The sequence below is a fragment of the Gymnodinialimonas phycosphaerae genome, from assembly GCF_019195455.1.
In the GTDB taxonomy this organism is placed as follows: Bacteria; Pseudomonadota; Alphaproteobacteria; order Rhodobacterales; family Rhodobacteraceae; genus Gymnodinialimonas; species Gymnodinialimonas phycosphaerae.
In genome coordinates this window covers 3,289,422-3,307,900 of sequence record NZ_JAIMBW010000001.1, presented here as the reverse complement: position 1 = coordinate 3,307,900, position 18,479 = coordinate 3,289,422, and the positions used below count along the sequence as shown (strand labels likewise).

Genomic DNA, 18,479 nt, shown 5'->3' with positions numbered 1-18,479 from the left:
CCAGTCTTTTGCAAAAGACTGGTCAGAGCCTTGCAAGGCTCTGGTAAGATTTTTGCAAAAATCTTCTTCCGCCTAGATCCGCTCGATCGCCAAGGCGATGCCTTGGCCTCCGCCAATACACATGGTGATCAGCGCCCGTTTTCCGCCAATGCGCTCCAACTCGTACAGCGCCTTCACGGTGATGATCGCGCCAGTGGCGCCCACCGGATGCCCCAGGGCAATCGCGCCGCCGTTGGGGTTCACCTTTTCGGCGTCGAGCCCAAGGCCCTTGTTCACCGCCAACGCCTGGGACGCGAACGCCTCATTCGATTCGATCACGTCAAAATATCTGATGGATAGGCCCGTTTTCGACAGCAAATTTTCTACAGCCGGAATGGGTCCGATCCCCATCACCTCGGGCCGCACCCCGGCATGGGCATAGCCCAACACACGGGCCCGTGGCGTCAGGCCGGCCGCCTCGGCCGCGTCCGCACGCGCCAGCACCAGCGCTGCCGCGCCGTCATTGATGCCCGACGCGTTGCCCGCCGTCACGCGGCCATCCTTTCGAAACACCGCGCGCAACCCGCCCAGCGCTTCCAGCGAGGTTGCCTTGGGATGCTCATCCACCTCGAACGGCACCATGTCGCGCTTCACACGCACCTCGACGGGCACGATCTGGTCCTTGAAATAGCCCTTCGCGATCGCATTCGCCGCCCGCTCTTGCGAAGCCATAGCGAAAGCGTCCATGTCGGCGCGGGTCACGTCATGTTCATCGGCCACATTCTCAGCCGTGACGCCCATATGCCCAGTGCCAAACGGGCAGTTCAGCGCCCCCAGCATCATATCGAGCGCTGGCGCGTCCCCCATCTTCTGGCCAAAGCGGGCGGCAGGCATGATGTAGGGCGCGCGCGACATGCTTTCGGCCCCGCCCGCAAGACCGAACGTCGCGTCCCCCATGGCAAGGGATTGGATCACCGACACGATGGCTTGTGCCCCGGACCCACACAGCCGGTTCACATTCATCGCGGGCACCGTCTCGGGCACGCCCGCCTGCATCGCCGCCACGCGGGACAAGTACATATCGCGCGGCTCTGTATTGATGACGTTACCGAAGACCACGTGGCCGACCTGGCCCGCTTCGACGCCAGCGCGCGCTAGTGCGGCTTTTGCGACAACCGTGGCCGTGTCGATCGGCGTCGTGCCCGCGAGGCTCCCGCCAAATGTACCGATTGCCGTACGTGCGCCCGACAGAATGACGATATCGTCCATGAAAAAACCCTCCGCGATGTGTCACGGAGGGTTAGAGCATTTTTCAGGCGTCCTCGCCAACCTTACACGGCGTCAAACCGCAACGGCATCACCGATTGGAACAGGCCCGTGTCCATCAACTTCTTGAGCACCGACGCAGGCGGCTGCTCGTCCAGGTACAAAAGCGCAATCGCTTCGCCGTCGCGGGCCGAGCGGCCAAGGGTGAAATTGGCGATGTTGACGCCGTTTTCACCCATCGTCTGCCCCAGCGCGCCGATAATGCCCGGCACGTCGTTGTTGGTGGTGTAAAGCATATGCGCCCCGATCTCGGCATCGATGTTGATGCCCTTGATCTGGATGAAACGCGGCTTGCCGTCGCTGAACACCGTGCCCGCAATCGAGCGGGTGCGCTTGTCGGTCTTCACCACCATGCGAATATAGCCATCAAACACGCCGGTCTTGTCCTGCGTGGTCTGGGACAATTCAATGCCACGTTCCTTGGCGATCACCGGGGCAGAAACCATGTTCACGTCGGGGTTCGACGCCTTCATGACGCCCGCAATCGCCGCGCAATCGAGCGCCTTGAGGTTCATGCCCGTAACGACACCGTTATAGACAACCTCGATGCTATTGATCGGCTCATCGGTCAGCTGGCCGACAAAGGCGCCCAGATGCTCGGCCAGTTTCACCCATGGACCCATGATCGCGGCTTCCTCGGCGGTAACGGACGGCATGTTGAGCGCGTTGGAAACAGCACCCGACAGCAGGTAATCCGACATCTGCTCGGCCACTTGCAGGGCGACGTTTTCCTGGGCCTCGGTGGTCGCGGCACCCAGGTGCGGCGTGACGACGACGTTGGGCAGGTGGAACAGCGGGTTTTCCGTGGCCGGTTCCTGCGCGAAGACATCAAACGCCGCGCCTGCGACGTGGCCGGATTTCAGCAATTCCGCCAGCGCCGCTTCATCCACCAGACCGCCACGGGCGCAGTTGATGATCCGCACGCCCTTCTTGGTCTTGGCGAGATTCTCAGCCGACAGGATATTCGCCGTCTTCTCGGTAAAGGGGACGTGCATGGTGATGAAATCGGCGCGCGCCAAAAGCTCGTCCAGTTCAACCTTCTGGCAGCCGATCTCGCGGGCGCGTTCCTCGGACAGGAAGGGGTCATAGGCGATGACCTTCATCTTCAGGCCCAAGGCGCGTGAAATGACGATGGACCCGATGTTGCCCGCGCCGATGACGCCAAGGGTCTTGGCCGTCAGCTCCACGCCCATGAACTTGGACTTCTCCCACTTGCCGTCATGGGTAGAGGCAGAGGCCTCAGGGATTTGACGGGCCACGGCAAACATCATCGCGATAGCGTGCTCGGCCGTCGTGATGGAGTTTCCGAAGGGCGTGTTCATCACGATGATGCCCTTCTTGGAGGCGGCGGGGATATCCACGTTGTCTACACCGATACCGGCACGCCCGATGACCTTGAGGTTGGTGGCGGCGGCGATGATCTTCTCCGTCGCCTTGGTGGCAGAGCGGATGGCGAGACCGTCGTATTGATCGATCACGGACAGGAGCTTGTCCTTATCCTTGCCGATGGAGGGATCGAATGTGACGTCGATGCCGCGATCACGGAAGATCTGGACGGCGGTTTCCGAGAGTTTGTCAGAGACGAGAACTTTGGGGGCCATGATGTGGCGCTCCTGTAGCTGACGGCGGCGCTTGGGGCCGGCCGTGGGATTGAGTTGTATTTGGCAAGATGAAGGGGGGAGCCTTTGACCTAGGCCTGCGCGTCGATTTCCGTATTGAACGCCCAGTCGAGCCAGGGGAGCATCGCCTCGATATCCGAGGTCTCGACCGTGGCGCCGCACCAGATGCGAAGGCCAGCGGGCGCATCGCGGTAGGCGCCGATATCCAACGCGATGCCCTCATCGGCGAGGCGCTTGGCGACGGCTTTCGCAAAGGCCGCGCCGTCGGTGATGCGCGCATCGGTGAACTTCAGACAGACGGAAGTGTTGGAGCGCGTCGCCGGGTCCTTGGCAAGGTTGGCAATCCAGTCACGCGTGTCGCAGAAGGCGTGGATGGCGTTTGCATTGGCGTCCGCGCGGGCGTGCAGTGCGGGCAAGCCGCCAAGGCTGTCGGCCCAGTTCAACGCAAAGAGGTAATCTTCGACGCAGAGCATGGAGGGCGTGTTGATCGTGGCACCGGTGAAAATGCCGTCGATCAACTTGCCGCCCTTGGTGAGGCGGAAGATCTTCGGCAGGGGCCAAGCGGGGGTGTAAGATTCGAGCCGTTCCACCGCGCGGGGCGACAATACGATCATCCCGTGGGCCGCTTCGCCGCCCATGACCTTCTGCCAGGAGAAGGTGGTGACATCGAGTTTGTCCCACGGCAGGTCCTGCGCAAAGGCGGCGGAGGTGGCATCGCAGATTGTAAGGCCTTCACGATCCGCCGGGATCACGTCGCCGTTCGGCACGCGCACGCCGGAGGTGGTGCCGTTCCACGTGAAGACCACATCGGTGTTCCAATCGACAGCGGCCAGATCGGGCAGATCGCCATAGTCGGCGGTCGTCACGGTCGCGTCCAACTTCAGCTGTTTCACCGCATCGGTCACCCAACCGGCACCGAAACTTTCCCACGCCAGCATGGTGCAGGGCCGCGCGCCCAACAGGGACCACATCGCCATTTCCACGGCGCCGGTGTCCGATGCGGGGACGATGCCAACCTTATAGCCTTCGGGCACGCCGAGGATCTCGGCGGTCTTGTCGATGGCAAGCTTCAGCTTCGCCTTGCCTTCCGCCGCGCGGTGCGAGCGGCCAAGCGGGGCATCGGCCAAGGCCTCAGGTGTCCATGTGGGGGGTTTGGCACAGGGGCCGGACGAAAAACGCGGATTAGTCGGGCGCGTGCCCGGTATTTCAGTAACCATCACTGGTATCCTCACAGATATGCGCCCCTCGTTGGGGAGGGGTGTCCCACCGGCGGGAATACGGGCGTGCCCGCGCCATCACAAGACGGAAAAGTGCTTCAATGGGTCGGAATCATGCGATTTCTGAAAGCCCTGTTCCCTATCGGAAACTTCCTAGCCCTCCGCTGGCCCCTCCAATACCTGTGGGTCAATGGGGGTGGCATTTTCGATAGGAAAGACCCCTGACATGCACATAAATGTAAACCTAGCCTTACATTTATTCTTGGCGAATTCCGGCCAGGTCGCTATTCCTTAGGTTGTATTTGACTCCGACTGCATGAAAGCGAGGTCCCCCGTGAAAGACCAAGCACACTCTTTTACCTTCGACCTGTCTGAGTATCTGCCCTTCCAGATGTCGGTCATCTCGGCCCAGATGTTCACAAATGTGATCGAGGACGCCGGCCTCCAGATGCCTGAATGGCGCATCATGATGGCGCTGCCGTCAAATCAGCCATGCTCAAGCCATGATCTTTGCATCTTGACGGCCATGGATGCCGCACGGGTCAGCCGGGCGCAGCGGCGGCTGGAAGACCTCGACATGATCTCGGTCATTCGGGACAAGGCAGACCGGCGCAGGCTTGTTGTGCGCCTGTCTGAAAAGGGCGCGGTGGAACTGTCGCGTCTGAAATCCGCAGCGCAGGCAGCGGAAAGCAAAATGCTGGACGCCCTTGGCCCCGAGGATCGAGCACAGCTGAAAACGGCTATCGGCTGCCTGTTTGAACGGCTCTAACCCAGCAGTAGTTTCGTAAGCGCGCCGTCGGGGGCCTCCAACCCCGCGATGATGGTGAAATGATTCACTCCTGGAAGTTCCACGGCCGTGGTCTCTGCCCCCAGCCCATGCCAGATGTTTGCCAGCAGCGCGTTCTGACGCCGGAATTCGGGCCGTTCTTGCGCGCCGACCACACAGGTCAAACGTGTATCTGGCCGGGGCGTCTGCAAAGCCGGGCTTTCCAGAACGGCCTCTGATCGCGTCAGTCGCAGCGTCTCGTTCATCGTTGTGCGCAGCAAGGGCCGCAGGTCGTGCACACCCGAGATCGAGACGACATGGACGATCCGGGCGGCGACATCCTCGGGCAGAACCCCCTCGCAGACCATCCGCGTGACAAGATGCCCTCCGGCGGAATGGCCCGTCAGGCGGATCGGACCGTCGACGCTCTGGGCAGCAAGACAAACAGCGCGGGCGACCTCTTTGGTGATCTCGGCTATGCGCGCGTGGGGGGCCAGCGTGTAGCTCACCATCGCCACCGCTTGGCCCGCGGCGCGCGGGCCCGCCGCCAGATGCGCGAACTCCCGGCCCGAGAAGGCCATCCAATAGCCGCCATGGACCACCACCGTCAGTCCCTGCAACGCCCCGTCGGGAAGATACAGATCCACGCCGGGCAGCACCTTATCGGGCACCATTCCAGCGGCCCGTTCCGTCCATCCCGCCAAGATGACATCCGCGCCGTCGATATAGGCGCCGTTAGAATAGGCGTCGTCCCAATCCGTGATCCGCATGCGGTTCTCCTCTCTCGACACTCTATTCTCACGGTCGGGGGTGTTCCAAGTCCTGCCTCCTGCTACATCCCCCCTATGACAACGCCACTCCTCGACCTTCGCGATATCCGCAAAACTTATCCATCTGAAAGCGGGCCACTGGCCGTGCTCGACGGCGTATCCGTCACGCTGCAAGCGGGCGAGACCTTGGCTCTGACCGGTGAAAGCGGCTCCGGCAAGTCGACGCTGCTGCATCTGTCCGGCGGGCTGGACCGGCCCGATAGCGGAGAGGTCGTGTTGGAAGGCCAAGACATTGGCCAATTGGACGACGCCGCGCGCGCGCGCGTCCGGCGGATGCGAATCGGGCTGATCTTCCAGCAGTTCAACCTTGTGCCGTCACTTTCAGTAGCGGCAAACATCGCGCTTCAGGCGCGGTTGGCAGGGAAGCATGACCCGGCGTTTGCAGCCGATCTGGCCGCGCGGTTGGGGTTGGGCGACCTGTTGGCGCGCTACCCCGAGCAGCTTTCCGGCGGTCAGCAACAGCGTGTGGCCATCGCCCGCGCGCTGGCGTCGCGGCCCGCGTTGATCCTTGCCGATGAACCGACGGGCAACCTTGATGAAGAGACAGGCGATAGCGTGCTGACCCTGCTGCTTGACCTGGTGGCCGAGACCGGCGCGGGCCTTCTGATGGTCACCCACTCCCCCCGTCTGGCAGAGCGTCTGGGGCGGCGGGTGCATCTGTCTCGTGGGCGGCTGGGGGGCTAGATCATGCTCTATACGGCCTTTTTGAGCCTATTTTCCTATTGGAAACGCCATCCTGGCCAATTCGCGATGCTGGCCCTTGGGCTTGCCTTGGCGACGGCTCTCTGGTCCGGCGTTCAAGCTATCAACGCCGAGGCGCGCGCCGCCTATGACCGTGCCGCCGCGACCCTTGGGCAGGATCAACTGGCGCGGCTGGAGCGGGCCGATGGACGGCCCATGGAGATCGCGGAATACCTAGCCCTACGCGCGGCGGGCTACCTGGTGTCGCCGGTCATCTCCGGCGAAGTACGGGACGCGAATGGCCGGCTTCGGATCCTTGGAATCGACCCGCTGACCACCCCTGCCGAGGCTCAGGGCCCAGCGTTGGACGGCGCGGTTGACCTCGCGGCTTTCTTTACCGCGCCCGGCCTGTTGTTGATGTCCGAGGCCACGGCAAACGGCGCGCTTCCTGCCGATTTGCCGCCGATTTCAGTGTCCGAAAACGTGCCGCCCGCCGCCGCAATCACCGATATCTCCACCGCCGCGCGGCTCTTGGGGCAGAACGAACCGTCCTACCTTCTGGTTGCCACGGCGCAGCCTATGGGACTGCCCCCGATTACCGACGTGACAGAGCTTTCACTCCGCGCGCCCGACAACGCCGGGGACATCGCGCGGCTGACCGATAGTTTTCACCTCAACCTTACGGCTTTCGGCCTGCTGTCGTTCGGCGTCGGTCTGTTTATCGTCCACGCTGCGATCGGCCTAGCGTTCGAACAGCGTCGCGCCATCGTGCGGACCCTGCGCGCCCTTGGTACGCCGTTGCGCACGATCCTTCTGGCCCTCTCGCTAGAGCTGGCCGCCGTGGCCCTGCTCGCCGGGGCGATCGGGGTTGGGATGGGCTATGTCATTGCCGCAAGCCTGATGCCCGGCGTCGCGGGCACCCTGCGGGGGCTTTATGGGGCAGAGATCGAAGGTGTGCTCCAGTTCAGTCCCTATTGGGCTGTTTCGGGTCTGTTGATTACCTTCGTCGGCACCGCAGCCGCCGCAATTCAGGCGATGATCCGTACCGCACGCATGCCGCTTCTTGCGCCGGCGATGCCGCGGGCCTGGGCGCAGGCCTCGGGCCGGATGATCCGCCTGCAAGCCCTCGCGGCGCTCGGGCTGTTCACGGCCTCCGGCCTGCTAGCCCTGTTGGGTCAGGGACTCATCGCAGCCTTCGGCTGTTTGGCGTGCTTGCTGATTGGCGCGGCGCTTGCCTTGCCAGTGGTGATGAGCGGCGCGTTATCGCTGGTGCGACCCAAAAGCGCCTTTGCCGAGTGGGTCGTAGCCGACACCCGCCAGCAGATCCCCGGTCTGTCGCTGGCACTCATGGCGCTGTTGTTGGCTCTGTCCGCGAACATCGGCGTCTCCACGATGGTCGGGTCTTTCCGCACGACTTTCCTTGGATGGCTCGACCAACGGCTCGCGTCTGAACTCTACGTCACCGCCGCCACGCCCGACGAGGCCGCGCTTTTGATGGAGGCGCTGGCCCCCGACGTCGACGCGATCCTGCCCATCGTCTCGACCGAAATCCGCCTGTTCGGCCAGCCTGCCGACTTGTTCGGCGTGGTCGACCACGCGACCTATCGCGATGCGTGGCCCTTCCTGTCCGAGGCCCCGGACCCGTGGGGCCAGATCGCAACCGGAGACGCGATCCTGATCAACGAGCAATTGGCCCGGCGCGAGAATCTGACCATCGGAGACCTCGCCAACGGCCTGCCGATCGTCGGGATCTACTCAGACTACGGCAACCCTCAGGGCCAAGCGATTGTGTCCCTATCTCACCTGTCAGAGACGTATCCAGACCTCCGCCCGCGCCGCTTTGCGATCCGCATCGCGCCTTCGGACGCGCCTGCCCTGGCCACCCGCCTGCGCGACGATTTTGGTCTGCCGGCAGATGCCGTCACCAATCAGGCGCAGGTCAAAGCCTTCTCCATCGAGGTTTTCGATCAGACCTTCCGCGTCACCGGTGCGCTCAACGTTCTTACCCTCGGCGTTGCGGGCATCGCGCTGCTGACCAGCCTGTTGACCCTTGCCAACCTGCGCTTGCCGCAGCTGGCCCCGATCTGGGCGATCGGCGCCTCACGGGCACGGCTGGCGTGGGTGGAAATGGCGCGCAGCCTTATCCTCGCGGCGATCACCTTCCTCGCGGCGCTGCCTGTCGGCCTTTTGCTGGCGTGGATCCTGCTCGCCCTCGTCAATGTGGAGGCCTTCGGCTGGCGTCTGCCAATGCAGCTTTTCCCTGGCGATTGGCTGCGCCTCGGCCTCCTCGCGCTCCTCGCGGCGGGCCTCGCAGCCCTCGGCCCAACCCTACGCCTCGCCCGCATGCCCCCGGCACGCCTCACCCAAGTCTTTGCACAGGAACGCTGATGATCCGCTTCCTCCTTGCCCTCCTTCTCGCGACACCGCTCCACGCGCAGGGTTTCGCAGGCCTCGGCACTACCGCCGACGGGTTCGCCGTGCCCGAGCCTGACCCGATCTTCGCCTTCCCCCAGGACCACGGCCCGCACCCCGACTACCGCATCGAATGGTGGTATCTGACCGCCACCCTGCAAAGCGCCGACGGCACCGACTATGGGATCCAGTGGACACTATTCCGCAGCGCGCTGGCGCCGCAAACCTCCGCAGATTGGACATCCCCGCAGATCTTCATGGGTCACGCGGGCCTCACCACGGCGGATGCCCATTTCAGCGCCGAGCGTCTGGGACGCGGCGGTATCGGACAGGCTGGCGTGACGGCAGACCCGTTCCGCGCCTACATCGATGATTGGGAAATGGTCTCGACCGCGCAGGATGGTAACGCATATGACGCCCTCAGCCTCACGGCGCGCGGCGCTGCATTCGCCTACGACTTGGCGTTGCAAGCGACAGGTCCGCTGATTTTTCACGGCGACGCAGGCTACTCGGTAAAAAGCGCGCAGGGGCAGGCCAGCTACTACTACTCGCAACCGTTCTACAGTGTCAGCGGCACGCTCACCCTGCCATCAGGCCCGGTCGAGGTCACCGGCAACGCATGGCTCGACCGAGAGTGGTCGTCGCAACCCCTGTCCGAAACGCAGAACGGCTGGGATTGGTTCTCACTCCAACTACCCGACGGCGCGCGCCTCATGGCCTTCGCGCTGCGCGATACCACCGATATGCCCTTCACCTCCGCCACCTACATCGCCCCCGACGGCACGACACAAGCCTATGGGGATGGCGCGATTACCCTGACGCCTCTCTCCACCACCGATGTGGGCGGGCGCGAAATTCCTACCGAGTGGCGCGTCGAATTCCCCGATCGGGGCATCGACATCACCACCAGCCCCCTGAACCCGCAAAGCTGGATGGACACGTCTTTCCCCTATTGGGAGGGCCCGATCACTTTCACCGGAACCCACGCAGGGCGCGGCTACCTCGAAATGACCGGGTACGAATAAAGCGCCCTCTTCCTCATTCCCCGTTCCTCAAATATCCCGGGGAGTGTGAGGGGCTGGCCCCTCACTCCATCCCTCAGCCTCCCGCCACATACATCGGAAACGACACGCCCAGCGCCCAGCCCAACAGCACACCCAACCCGATCCCAACCGCCAAGGACGACCCCGTTCGCCGCCCGACCCAGCGGCCCATCATGCCGAAGGTGCCATAGAACAGCAGGATGACCGGGAAGATCAGCAACAGGAAGAACAACCGTTCAAAATCCAGCGCCACCGCAATACCAAGCGAGCCCATGAATCCTCCCCGCACGATAGCCCTCTGCCACAGAGTCGCTCGCGTCGCCTGCGTCAGCGCCGCGTCTGCCCACATCGCCAGGACCGCGCCAGGCACGATTGCCGCGATGATTAGCAGGCGGCCCGCGTGAGGCACGAAGGAGGCCGCATAGCGATCCAGCAACATCCCGAACACCCCAATCCCGAACGCGGCCAACGCCAGCCCCCACATCCAGCCCCGCGCCTGAGGCCGCCACCCGGCCACCAGCGCGCCGCCCAACACCAGCAGCCCGTACAAGCCCAGATGTACCGCCAGGTAATCCGCCACCAGCACCGGCAACGCGCCCGCCTCGATCCTGACCGCAACAAGCGGCACCACCAGCGCAGGGAGCAGCGCCAACACCCAGAACACCCGCTGCGGTAACGCCTCTGGCGCATCGCCTTGGGGCAAAAGTCCCGCCAGGGGCCGCGCCAACATCACCGCACCGGCCAACAGCAGCATCAGCGCCCAGCCAAGCCTCGGCACCTCGCCCGAGCCGCGGCCAAACGTTGCCCCCAGCCAGTCTACCGCTTCCCGCAACCCGCCAACGGCAAACAGAATGCTCACGTGTTCCGCGAAAGGCACCGCCACGGCGCGGCGTGCGAAACCCTCTACGGGGGTGCCGACCGTCTCGCCCTCGACCGCGTCCACCTCCGCCATCACGCGCTGCGCTTCCGCGCGCAACGCGCCCTCCCAGGCGCCATTCAGGATCAACAGGTTCGTGGGCACGTCCGCCGTCACTGCGCCCGAGAATACCGACAGTCCCACAATGGCCTCCACCCGCGGGTCCGCGATCCCCGCGCGCACCACCAGATCCGACGACATGGAATGCCCCACCAGCGCCACGCGCCCATCCACGCCGGGCAAGGCCACCGCCCAATCGACGACCCGCGCGATCTCTTCCAGCAAGATCCGCGTGGTCCCTTCCAGCGATGTCACGTCCCCTGACATCGGCACCGGGTTGCGCCCGTGCCCCTCCAGGTCCATCGCCACGGCGACGTAGCCGGCCCGCGCAAAGGTAAGCGACCATGCGCTCATCATCTGACGGGAGCCCGCAAAGCCGTGGACGATCACCACCACCGGGCCCTCCGCGCCCGCCTGCTGCGTCACAGTCACCGGTGTTGTGCCCACCCTGTCGTACCGCACCTCCACGCCCGCCCGCGCGCGCTCTTGCAACGCGATACCGACCCCAAGGGCCAGCACGGCAACGACTGCGAAAATCCACTTTCCCATGCAGCGGCACATAGCCCGCGTGAACCCACTGGTCCAGCGCCAGCACCCCGCCTATGTTCCTCGAATCACGCCGGAGGCCTCGCCCATGTTCACGATCACCCTGATGACCAATCACGCCATGTATCTGGACAGCAGCCTGGTGACGAACCTGCGCAACGCCATGGGCGGCGGGGAGGCGGTCTGGCTCGATCCCAACCACTGCGCCGAATTCGACGCCCCCAAGATCCCGCGCAACATCCAGACGGTCTGGGAAAGCCTCAGCGCCGAGGGCGTGGACCTGGTCTGGCAGAAGGCTGGCGATCGAAAGCGGCGGATGCTGCTGGCCGACATGGACAGCACGATGATCCAGCAGGAATGCATCGATGAATTGGCGGCCGAGGCTGGCGTGGGCGACCGCGTGGCCAAGATCACCGCGCGTGCCATGAATGGTGAGCTGGATTTCGAAGGGGCCCTGCTTGAGCGCGTCGGCCTTCTCAAAGGCCTGCCGGAGGCGACGATTGCCACCGTTCTGGAAAACCGCATCACGTGCATGCCCGGCGGCGCGACGCTCCTTGCCACGATGAAAGCCAACGGCGCCCATTGCGCCCTCGTCTCCGGCGGCTTCACCGCGTTTACGCAGGCCATCGCCGACCGTCTGGGGTTTGATGAGCATCACGCCAACACGCTGCTGGCCAAGGACGGCGCGCTAACGGGCGACGTCACCCGCCCGATCCTCGGCCGTGAGGCCAAGGTCGATGCGCTCAATCGGATCACCAAAACCCTGGGTATCACGCCCGCCGACGTGCTGGCCGTGGGTGACGGGGCCAATGATCTCAGCATGCTGCAACTGGCAGGCACCGGTGTGGCGCTTCACGCCAAACCGATGGTGCAGGAACAGGCGAAACATCGGGTGAACCACGGCGATCTCACGGCACTTTTGTTCATCCAGGGCTACGCGAAAGCCGATTTCGTCACCGCGTGAGTCGGGGGTCGGGCCAAGGATCGGCGCAGCCGACGGCCCTTGGGCCGCGCGTCCTTGACGCGGCGCGCGACTCGCACCCCACCCTTGCAAAGGCCTGTTTGTGGCAAATCTGCCCGCAAACGGCCTCTCAGCAAATGGCCAACCTCCAAAACAGGCCCGAACCTGCGGATTAGAGCGCGTCCGCGCGGACGTGCGAGCCGTCAGGCTCGCGCCCCGCGCGCCACGCCCAACCCTGTCTATGTGCCCAAGGGCACATAGACTTGGGCGGGAGAGCCACCGTTGCGCGGCCGAGTTTACTCCGCCGGAACCGCCTGATCCTCCATCCCCAAACCAACGGGGATCTTGTTGAGCATCTCTTTCGGACAGACCTGCACGAAGTTCCCACGCTCGATCTCCCAATGTTGCAGGATATCGCGTGCTTTCATGCTGCCCGTCTCTTCCGCATGACGCTCGATCAGGCCGCGCAGTTGCGTTTCCCAATGATTGACCGTCACCGGGCAGGTCACCAACGTTTCCATGTTCATGTTCGGCTGCGCCTCACCGTCCGGGTCGTAGAGATACGCCATCCCTCCGGTCATGCCCGCGCCGAAGTTGGCGCCGATGCTACCCAGGATCACCGAAATGCCGCCCGTCATGTATTCACATCCGTTGGATCCGCAGCCCTCGACCACCACTTTCGCGCCCGAGTTACGCACCGCGAACCGCTCTCCGGCACGACCAGCGGCAAAGAGGTAGCCATCGGTCGCCCCGTACAAAACGGTATTGCCGATGATCACGTTCTCCGACGCTTTCAGCGGCGACGCCATAGGCGGACGCACCACGATGGTGCCCCCCGACAATCCCTTGCCGACGTAGTCGTTGCTATCGCCGGACACCTCCAGCTTCAGCCCCGGCGCCGCGAAAGCCCCAAGTGACTGCCCGGCGCTGCCCTTCAGCTTCACCGTCAGGTGATCGGGTTGCAGGTCGTTGCTCATCCCGAACCGCTTCACGATGTGGCTCGAGGTTCGCGTCCCGATGGTCCGCAGCGTGTTCTGCACTGCATAGGACAGCTGCATCTTCTCGCCGTCCTCCAGGAAGCGGCGCGCATCCTGGACGATCTGGGCGTCCAGCGTATCAGGCACCTCGTTCCGGGGCTTGTTCCGGTCATAGGTGATCCGATCCGCGCCATCGACGGTGATCAGCATCGGGTTCAGGTCCAGGTCATCCAGATGCGCCGCCCCCCGGCTGACCTGCGTCAGCAGATCGGCCCGGCCAATCACCTCATCCAGGGACCGTGCGCCCAGTTCGGCAAGGATTTCCCGCACCTCTTCCGCATAGAAGGTGATCAGGTTCACTACCTTGTCGGCATTGCCGGTGAATTTGGCGCGAAGCTCTTCATCCTGCGTACACACGCCCACGGGGCAGGTGTTGGACTGGCACTGGCGCACCATGATGCAGCCCATCGCGATCAGGGCTGCGGTGCCGATGCCGTATTCCTCGGCCCCCATCATTGCGGCCATGACGATGTCACGGCCCGTGCGCAGGCCCCCGTCGGTGCGCAACGTCACGCGCTCGCGCAGGTTGTTCATCGCCAAAACCTGATGCGCTTCCGTTAGGCCCATTTCCCACGGCAGACCCGCGTATTTGATCGACGTCGCGGGCGAAGCACCAGTGCCGCCGTTATGACCCGAGATCAGGATCACATCCGCCTTGGCCTTGGCCACGCCCGCCGCAATCGTGCCAACGCCGGACGACGCCACAAGCTTCACCGTCACCTTGCAGCGCGGGTTGATCTGCTTGAGGTCATAGATCAGCTGCGCCAGATCCTCGATCGAATAGATATCGTGGTGCGGCGGTGGGCTGATCAACATCACGCCGGGTGTGGAATGCCGCAGCCGCGCGATCAGGTCCGTCACCTTCATGCCGGGCAACTGCCCGCCTTCGCCGGGCTTGGCACCTTGGGCGACCTTGATCTCCAGCTCTTCACATTGGTTCAGGTATTCCGCCGTGACGCCGAAACGCCCCGATGCCACCTGTTTGATCTTCGCGCTGGGGTTGTCGCCATTGGGCTCTGGCGTGAAATGCGCCGGATCTTCGCCGCCCTCGCCCGAGTCACTGCGCGCCCCGATCCGGTTCATCGCCACGTTCAACGTCTTATGCGCCTCGGGCGACAGCGCGCCCAGCGACATGCCCGGCGTCACGAACCGCTTGCGGATCGCCGTGACGCTTTCCACCTCATCGATCGGCACAGGATTACCCATGGGCTTGATGTCCATCAGGTCGCGAATATGAATCGGCGGATTCTGCCGCATTTTCGCGGAATATTGCTTCCACAACCCATAGCTGGCGCGATTGCAGGCCTCTTGCATCATGTGCATCGTCGTGGCCTGCCAGGCGTGGGTCTCGCCGGACCGGCGCGCCTTGTAGAAGCCGCCGATGGGCAGCACAGACTCGCCGCGCAGCCAGCCCTTGGCGTGGACCTCTTCCACCTTCACCTGCAAGCCGCTGACCCCGATGCCGCTGATCCGCGACAGCATGCCGGGGAAATATTCCGCCACCATGGCGCGCGATAGGCCCACGGCCTCGAAGTTCAGACCCCCGCGATAGGACGAGATCACCGAAATCCCCATCTTCGCCATGATCTTCAGCAGGCCGGCATCGATAGCAGCCCGATAGCGCGCCATTGCCTCTGTCAGGGTGCCCTCGATCAGGCCCCGGTCGATCCGGTCGGCAATGGAATCCTGCGCAAGGTACGCGTTCACCGTGGTCGCGCCGCAGCCCACCAGAACCGCGAAATAATGCGGGTCGATACACTCGGCCGAGCGCACGTTAAGCGAGCAGAACGTCCGCAGCCCTTTCTTCGTCAGGCCCGAATGCACCGCGCTGGTGGCCAGGATCATCGGCATCGGAACCCGACCCTCACCCTGGCCTTGATCGGTCAGCACCAAATGCCCCGCGCCCGAGCGCACGGCATCCTCGGCTTCCGCGCGAATACGCTCTAACCCGCGGCGCAGAGACCCACTTTCGCCCCCCGCCTCAAATGTGCAGTCGATCTGCACGACGGAATCCTCGAAGTACGACACCATTTTGTCGAACTGCGCATTGGCAATGAACGGGCTGTCGAGCACGAGGATTTCGGTCTGCGACGAATCCTCATCCAGCACGTTCTTCAAGTTCCCGAAGCGCGTCTTCAGGGACATCACCCGGTATTCGCGCAAGCTGTCGATCGGCGGGTTCGTCACCTGGCTGAAGTTCTGCCGGAAGTAATGCGACAGGGGCCGATATTGCGATGACAAAACAGCGCTTGGCGTGTCGTCGCCCATGCTTGCCAGGGCCTCTTTCGCGTCCTCGGCCATGGGGGCCAGGATCTGCTCCAGCTCTTCAATGGAATAGCCCGCCGCGACCTGCCGCTTGCGCAAATCTGCGCCGCTGAACAAAGCCTGTTCCGTCATCCCACGCGTCTCGACCTCAAGATCGGTGATCTTGCCGACCCACGCGCCGAAATCGCGCGACGCGGCCAGCGCGTCCTTGATCTCTGCGTCGTGGAACAGAGCCTGTTCCTTCATATCCACAGCAATCATCTGGCCGGGGCCCAGCGCGCCCTTCTCGACAACGCTCGCCTCATCCACGGGCACCATCCCGGTTTCCGAGCCTGCAATCAGCAAGCCTTCACCGGTCACGACATAGCGCATCGGCCGCAGACCCGAGCGGTCAAGGCCCGCGCAGACCCAGCGCCCATCGGTCATCGCCAAAGCGGCGGGGCCGTCCCAAGGCTCCATGACCGAGTTGCAGTAGGAATACATATCAAGCCACGGCTTCGGCAATTCCGTCGCGGTCTGCGACCACGCCTCGGGCACCAGCATGGTCTTGGCCATCGGCGCGGACCGTCCGGCGCGAACCAGCACCTCGAACACGGAATCCAGCGCGGCACTGTCCGATGACCCCTGCGCTACGATCGGCTTGATATCCTCCGCCATGTCGCCGAAGAACCCGCTCGCCATGCGGATTTCATGCGACTTCATCCAGTTCAGGTTGCCCTTCAGCGTGTTGATTTCCCCGTTGTGGGCCAACATGCGGAACGGCTGCGCCAACCACCACTGCGGGAAGGTGTTGGTGGAATAGCGCTGGTGGTAAATGGCAAAGGCGCTCTCGAACCGCTCATCCTGGAGGTCCGGGTAGAACTCCGCCACCTGCTCGGCCAGCATCATGCCCTTGTAGATGATCGACCGGCACGACAGCGAACACAGGTACAACTCCCGCACGCCGGCGGCGGCCGCGGCCTTCTCGATCCGGCGACGGATCACGTACAACTCGCGCTCGAATGTTTCCTCATCGACGCCCTTGGCGTTCGAGATGATAATCTGCTCGATCTCGGGCCGGGTCGCGTTGGCCTTTTCGCCCAGACACGTCACATCCACCGGCACATGGCGCCATCCGTAGATGTAGTAGCCCATGCGCAGAACCTCCGACTCTACGATGGTCCGGCAGGTTTCCTGGGCGGCAAAGTTGTTGCGCGGCAGAAAAACCTGCCCCACGGCCATCAACTCATCCATGCGCGGCTCGTGGCCCGTGCGCCGCACCTGGTCATAGAAGAACATCCCCGGGATCTGCACGTGAATACCCGCGCCATCGCCGGTCTTGCCATCGGCATCCACGGCCCCTCGGTGCCAGATCGCCTTGAGCGCGGTAATCCCCGCCTCCACCACCGAGCGCTGAGGTTTCCCGTCCACAGCCACCACAAGCCCAACGCCACAGGACGAATGCTCGTCCTCTTCGCGGAACATGCCGTTGGCTTCCATCCACTCGCGCTTCGCCTGCTCGGCGGCGGCCCAGGCTTGGTCATATTGGGTCATCAGATATCTCCCTCGATATGGGGGTTCTTGGATTCGTATTCAGAGCGGGTCGCGCGCCGATGGTCGCCGGATAGCGTCACATAGGCCGGCGCGCGGTCGGTGTAGATTTCCGAGATCAGCGGGAACGTGGCGGCCTCGGGGAACAACGCGGGCATCAATTCAAAGACAGCGTTCTTGTCGCCGGTATCGCGCAGCCACAGGTTGCTGCCGCACGTCGGGCAGAAGGTGCGCTCCGCGAACGGGGTCGAGGCAAAAGTCGCCACATCGCCTGTCCATGTCACGGCATCGGCATTGGCCTGAAACGCCGCCCAGAACACACCGTTTGACTTCTGGCAAATGCCGCAATGGCACCCACCCACGGCGGCGATATAGTCACCATTCACTGTGATAGAGACGTTTTTGCACAGGCATTGGCCGTGCAACACGCCCGTGGTGCGATAGGGGTCCGCAATGCTCATCCGCGTGCCTCCGGCCGAGGTAGAAGCCCGCTCATTATGTCGCCGCAATCGTATTGCGGCTCGGTGGACAGGAACCCCGGTTCGCCGGGTTCTGCGAATTCCATCGGGCTGTAGTTGCCTTCAAGCACGTCGCCCGATGGGGTCGTGATGGTTTCCAGCCCGCCGAAGAACAGGCCCAGGCGCGGTGATATGAACTGGCTGCCCTCGGTCACACGGGGGCCTGCTTCCGTCTGCCATTGATAGGCGAATTCCGTCACCAACAGCTCTTCCCCGTCGACCATGACAGAGGCCCCGGTCAGCGCATCAAAGCCCGTGTAGTCGCGCCGAAACACGCCTTCCGCGCGGTCTTCGCGGATCGAGAACACCATCGTGTCCCGGCCCGTTTCCAACAGCTCAGACATCGAGGCCGGGTCCTCTTCCGGCTCGATCAGCGTATCCTGCGATCCATTGCGCAGGTTGAACGACCGCAGCCAGCGGAATTCCGCATCGGTGAAATTAAGATAGAACGCCCCCTCATCATCCAACGTCGCCCGCCAATGAGTCCCCTCCGGGTCGGCATCGCAGCGCCAGAGGTGCGAGATCAGGCAGGACCGGGATTGCACCGTCAGAAACGCCGTGCAGCCCTCGGGCACCGGGAAAACCGAGTTACCGCCCTGGGCCATCGCCGGACCCGTCAATACCGTTGCGCAGATCGCGAAGATGCGCGCGGCGGTAAAGGGTTGGTAACGAATGGACGGCATCAGGTCAGTCTTCCTGTCTTTTAACGTTTGAGCCTGCCATGTCGTTCAGGCCATATCGGGCATGTGTAGTTACAGAAAACTACAGGATAA

At 63.5% G+C, this 18,479-nt stretch carries 13 protein-coding genes; 5 read left to right on the top strand and 8 right to left on the bottom strand.

What is annotated here, in order from left to right:
* Positions 1 to 72 precede the first annotated feature (72 nt).
* The 3 genes from KUL25_RS16390 to KUL25_RS16380 form a co-directional block, all read right to left on the bottom strand.
* Positions 73 to 1,248: an acetyl-CoA C-acyltransferase family protein gene (locus KUL25_RS16390; protein ID WP_257893902.1), complete on the bottom strand. Its 1,176-nt coding sequence runs from the start codon at positions 1,246 to 1,248 to the stop codon at positions 73 to 75.
* Positions 1,249 to 1,310: 62 nt separating this feature from the next.
* Positions 1,311 to 2,906 (bottom strand): phosphoglycerate dehydrogenase, encoded by a 1,596-nt coding sequence (gene serA / locus KUL25_RS16385; RefSeq protein WP_257893901.1) that lies wholly within the window; start codon positions 2,904 to 2,906, stop codon positions 1,311 to 1,313.
* 89 nt (positions 2,907 to 2,995) lie between these two features.
* A complete protein-coding gene (locus tag KUL25_RS16380; RefSeq protein WP_257893900.1) occupies positions 2,996 to 4,141 on the bottom strand; it encodes a phosphoserine transaminase in 1,146 nt (381 codons plus the stop codon).
* A gap of 334 nt (positions 4,142 to 4,475) precedes the next feature.
* Between KUL25_RS16380 and KUL25_RS16375 the strand changes: the two genes are divergently transcribed.
* On the top strand, positions 4,476 to 4,910 hold the full coding sequence (locus tag KUL25_RS16375; protein ID WP_257893899.1) for a MarR family winged helix-turn-helix transcriptional regulator: 435 nt from the start codon (positions 4,476 to 4,478) through the stop codon (positions 4,908 to 4,910).
* Here KUL25_RS16375 and KUL25_RS16370 read toward each other — a convergent pair.
* The gene (locus tag KUL25_RS16370) at positions 4,907 to 5,677 is read right to left on the bottom strand and encodes an alpha/beta hydrolase (RefSeq protein WP_257893898.1); all 771 of its coding nucleotides are present in this window, start codon (positions 5,675 to 5,677) and stop codon (positions 4,907 to 4,909) included. The genes KUL25_RS16375 and KUL25_RS16370 overlap by 4 nt on opposite strands.
* Positions 5,678 to 5,752: 75 nt before the next feature.
* Here KUL25_RS16370 and KUL25_RS16365 point away from each other — a divergent pair, with 75 nt between their 5' ends.
* From KUL25_RS16365 to KUL25_RS16355, 3 genes are read left to right on the top strand one after another with little or no spacing between them, the layout of a single operon-like run.
* The gene (locus KUL25_RS16365) at positions 5,753 to 6,421 is read left to right on the top strand and encodes an ABC transporter ATP-binding protein (RefSeq protein WP_257893897.1); all 669 of its coding nucleotides are present in this window, start codon (positions 5,753 to 5,755) and stop codon (positions 6,419 to 6,421) included.
* A gap of 3 nt (positions 6,422 to 6,424) precedes the next feature.
* Complete coding sequence (locus tag KUL25_RS16360) at positions 6,425 to 8,806, top strand: FtsX-like permease family protein (RefSeq protein ID WP_257893896.1); 2,382 nt, start codon at positions 6,425 to 6,427, stop codon at positions 8,804 to 8,806.
* Positions 8,806 to 9,855: a lipocalin-like domain-containing protein gene (locus KUL25_RS16355; RefSeq protein WP_257893895.1), complete on the top strand. Its 1,050-nt coding sequence runs from the start codon at positions 8,806 to 8,808 to the stop codon at positions 9,853 to 9,855. The genes KUL25_RS16360 and KUL25_RS16355 overlap by 1 nt, the downstream gene beginning before the upstream one ends.
* Before the next feature lie 73 nt (positions 9,856 to 9,928).
* Here the strand turns inward: KUL25_RS16355 and KUL25_RS16350 are convergent, their stop codons facing one another.
* Entirely contained in the window at positions 9,929 to 11,398 is a 1,470-nt protein-coding gene (locus tag KUL25_RS16350; RefSeq protein WP_257893894.1) for an alpha/beta hydrolase, read from the bottom strand.
* Between the two features lie 85 nt (positions 11,399 to 11,483).
* Here KUL25_RS16350 and serB point away from each other — a divergent pair, with 85 nt between their 5' ends.
* Positions 11,484 to 12,359: a phosphoserine phosphatase SerB gene (serB, locus tag KUL25_RS16345; protein ID WP_257893893.1), complete on the top strand. Its 876-nt coding sequence runs from the start codon at positions 11,484 to 11,486 to the stop codon at positions 12,357 to 12,359.
* Between the two features lie 293 nt (positions 12,360 to 12,652).
* Here the strand turns inward: serB and gltB are convergent, their stop codons facing one another.
* Genes gltB through KUL25_RS16330 form a run of 3 tightly spaced genes read right to left on the bottom strand, consistent with a single transcriptional unit; the run spans position 12,653 to position 18,389 of the window.
* Positions 12,653 to 17,191 (bottom strand): glutamate synthase large subunit, encoded by a 4,539-nt coding sequence (gene gltB / locus KUL25_RS16340; protein WP_257893892.1) that lies wholly within the window; start codon positions 17,189 to 17,191, stop codon positions 12,653 to 12,655.
* Complete coding sequence (locus tag KUL25_RS16335) at positions 17,191 to 17,649, bottom strand: GFA family protein (RefSeq protein WP_257893891.1); 459 nt, start codon at positions 17,647 to 17,649, stop codon at positions 17,191 to 17,193. The genes gltB and KUL25_RS16335 overlap by 1 nt, the downstream gene beginning before the upstream one ends.
* Positions 17,646 to 18,389, bottom strand: coding sequence for a hypothetical protein (locus KUL25_RS16330; RefSeq protein ID WP_257893890.1), 744 nt, complete (start codon positions 18,387 to 18,389; stop codon positions 17,646 to 17,648). The genes KUL25_RS16335 and KUL25_RS16330 overlap by 4 nt, the downstream gene beginning before the upstream one ends.
* Positions 18,390 to 18,479 lie beyond the last annotated feature (90 nt).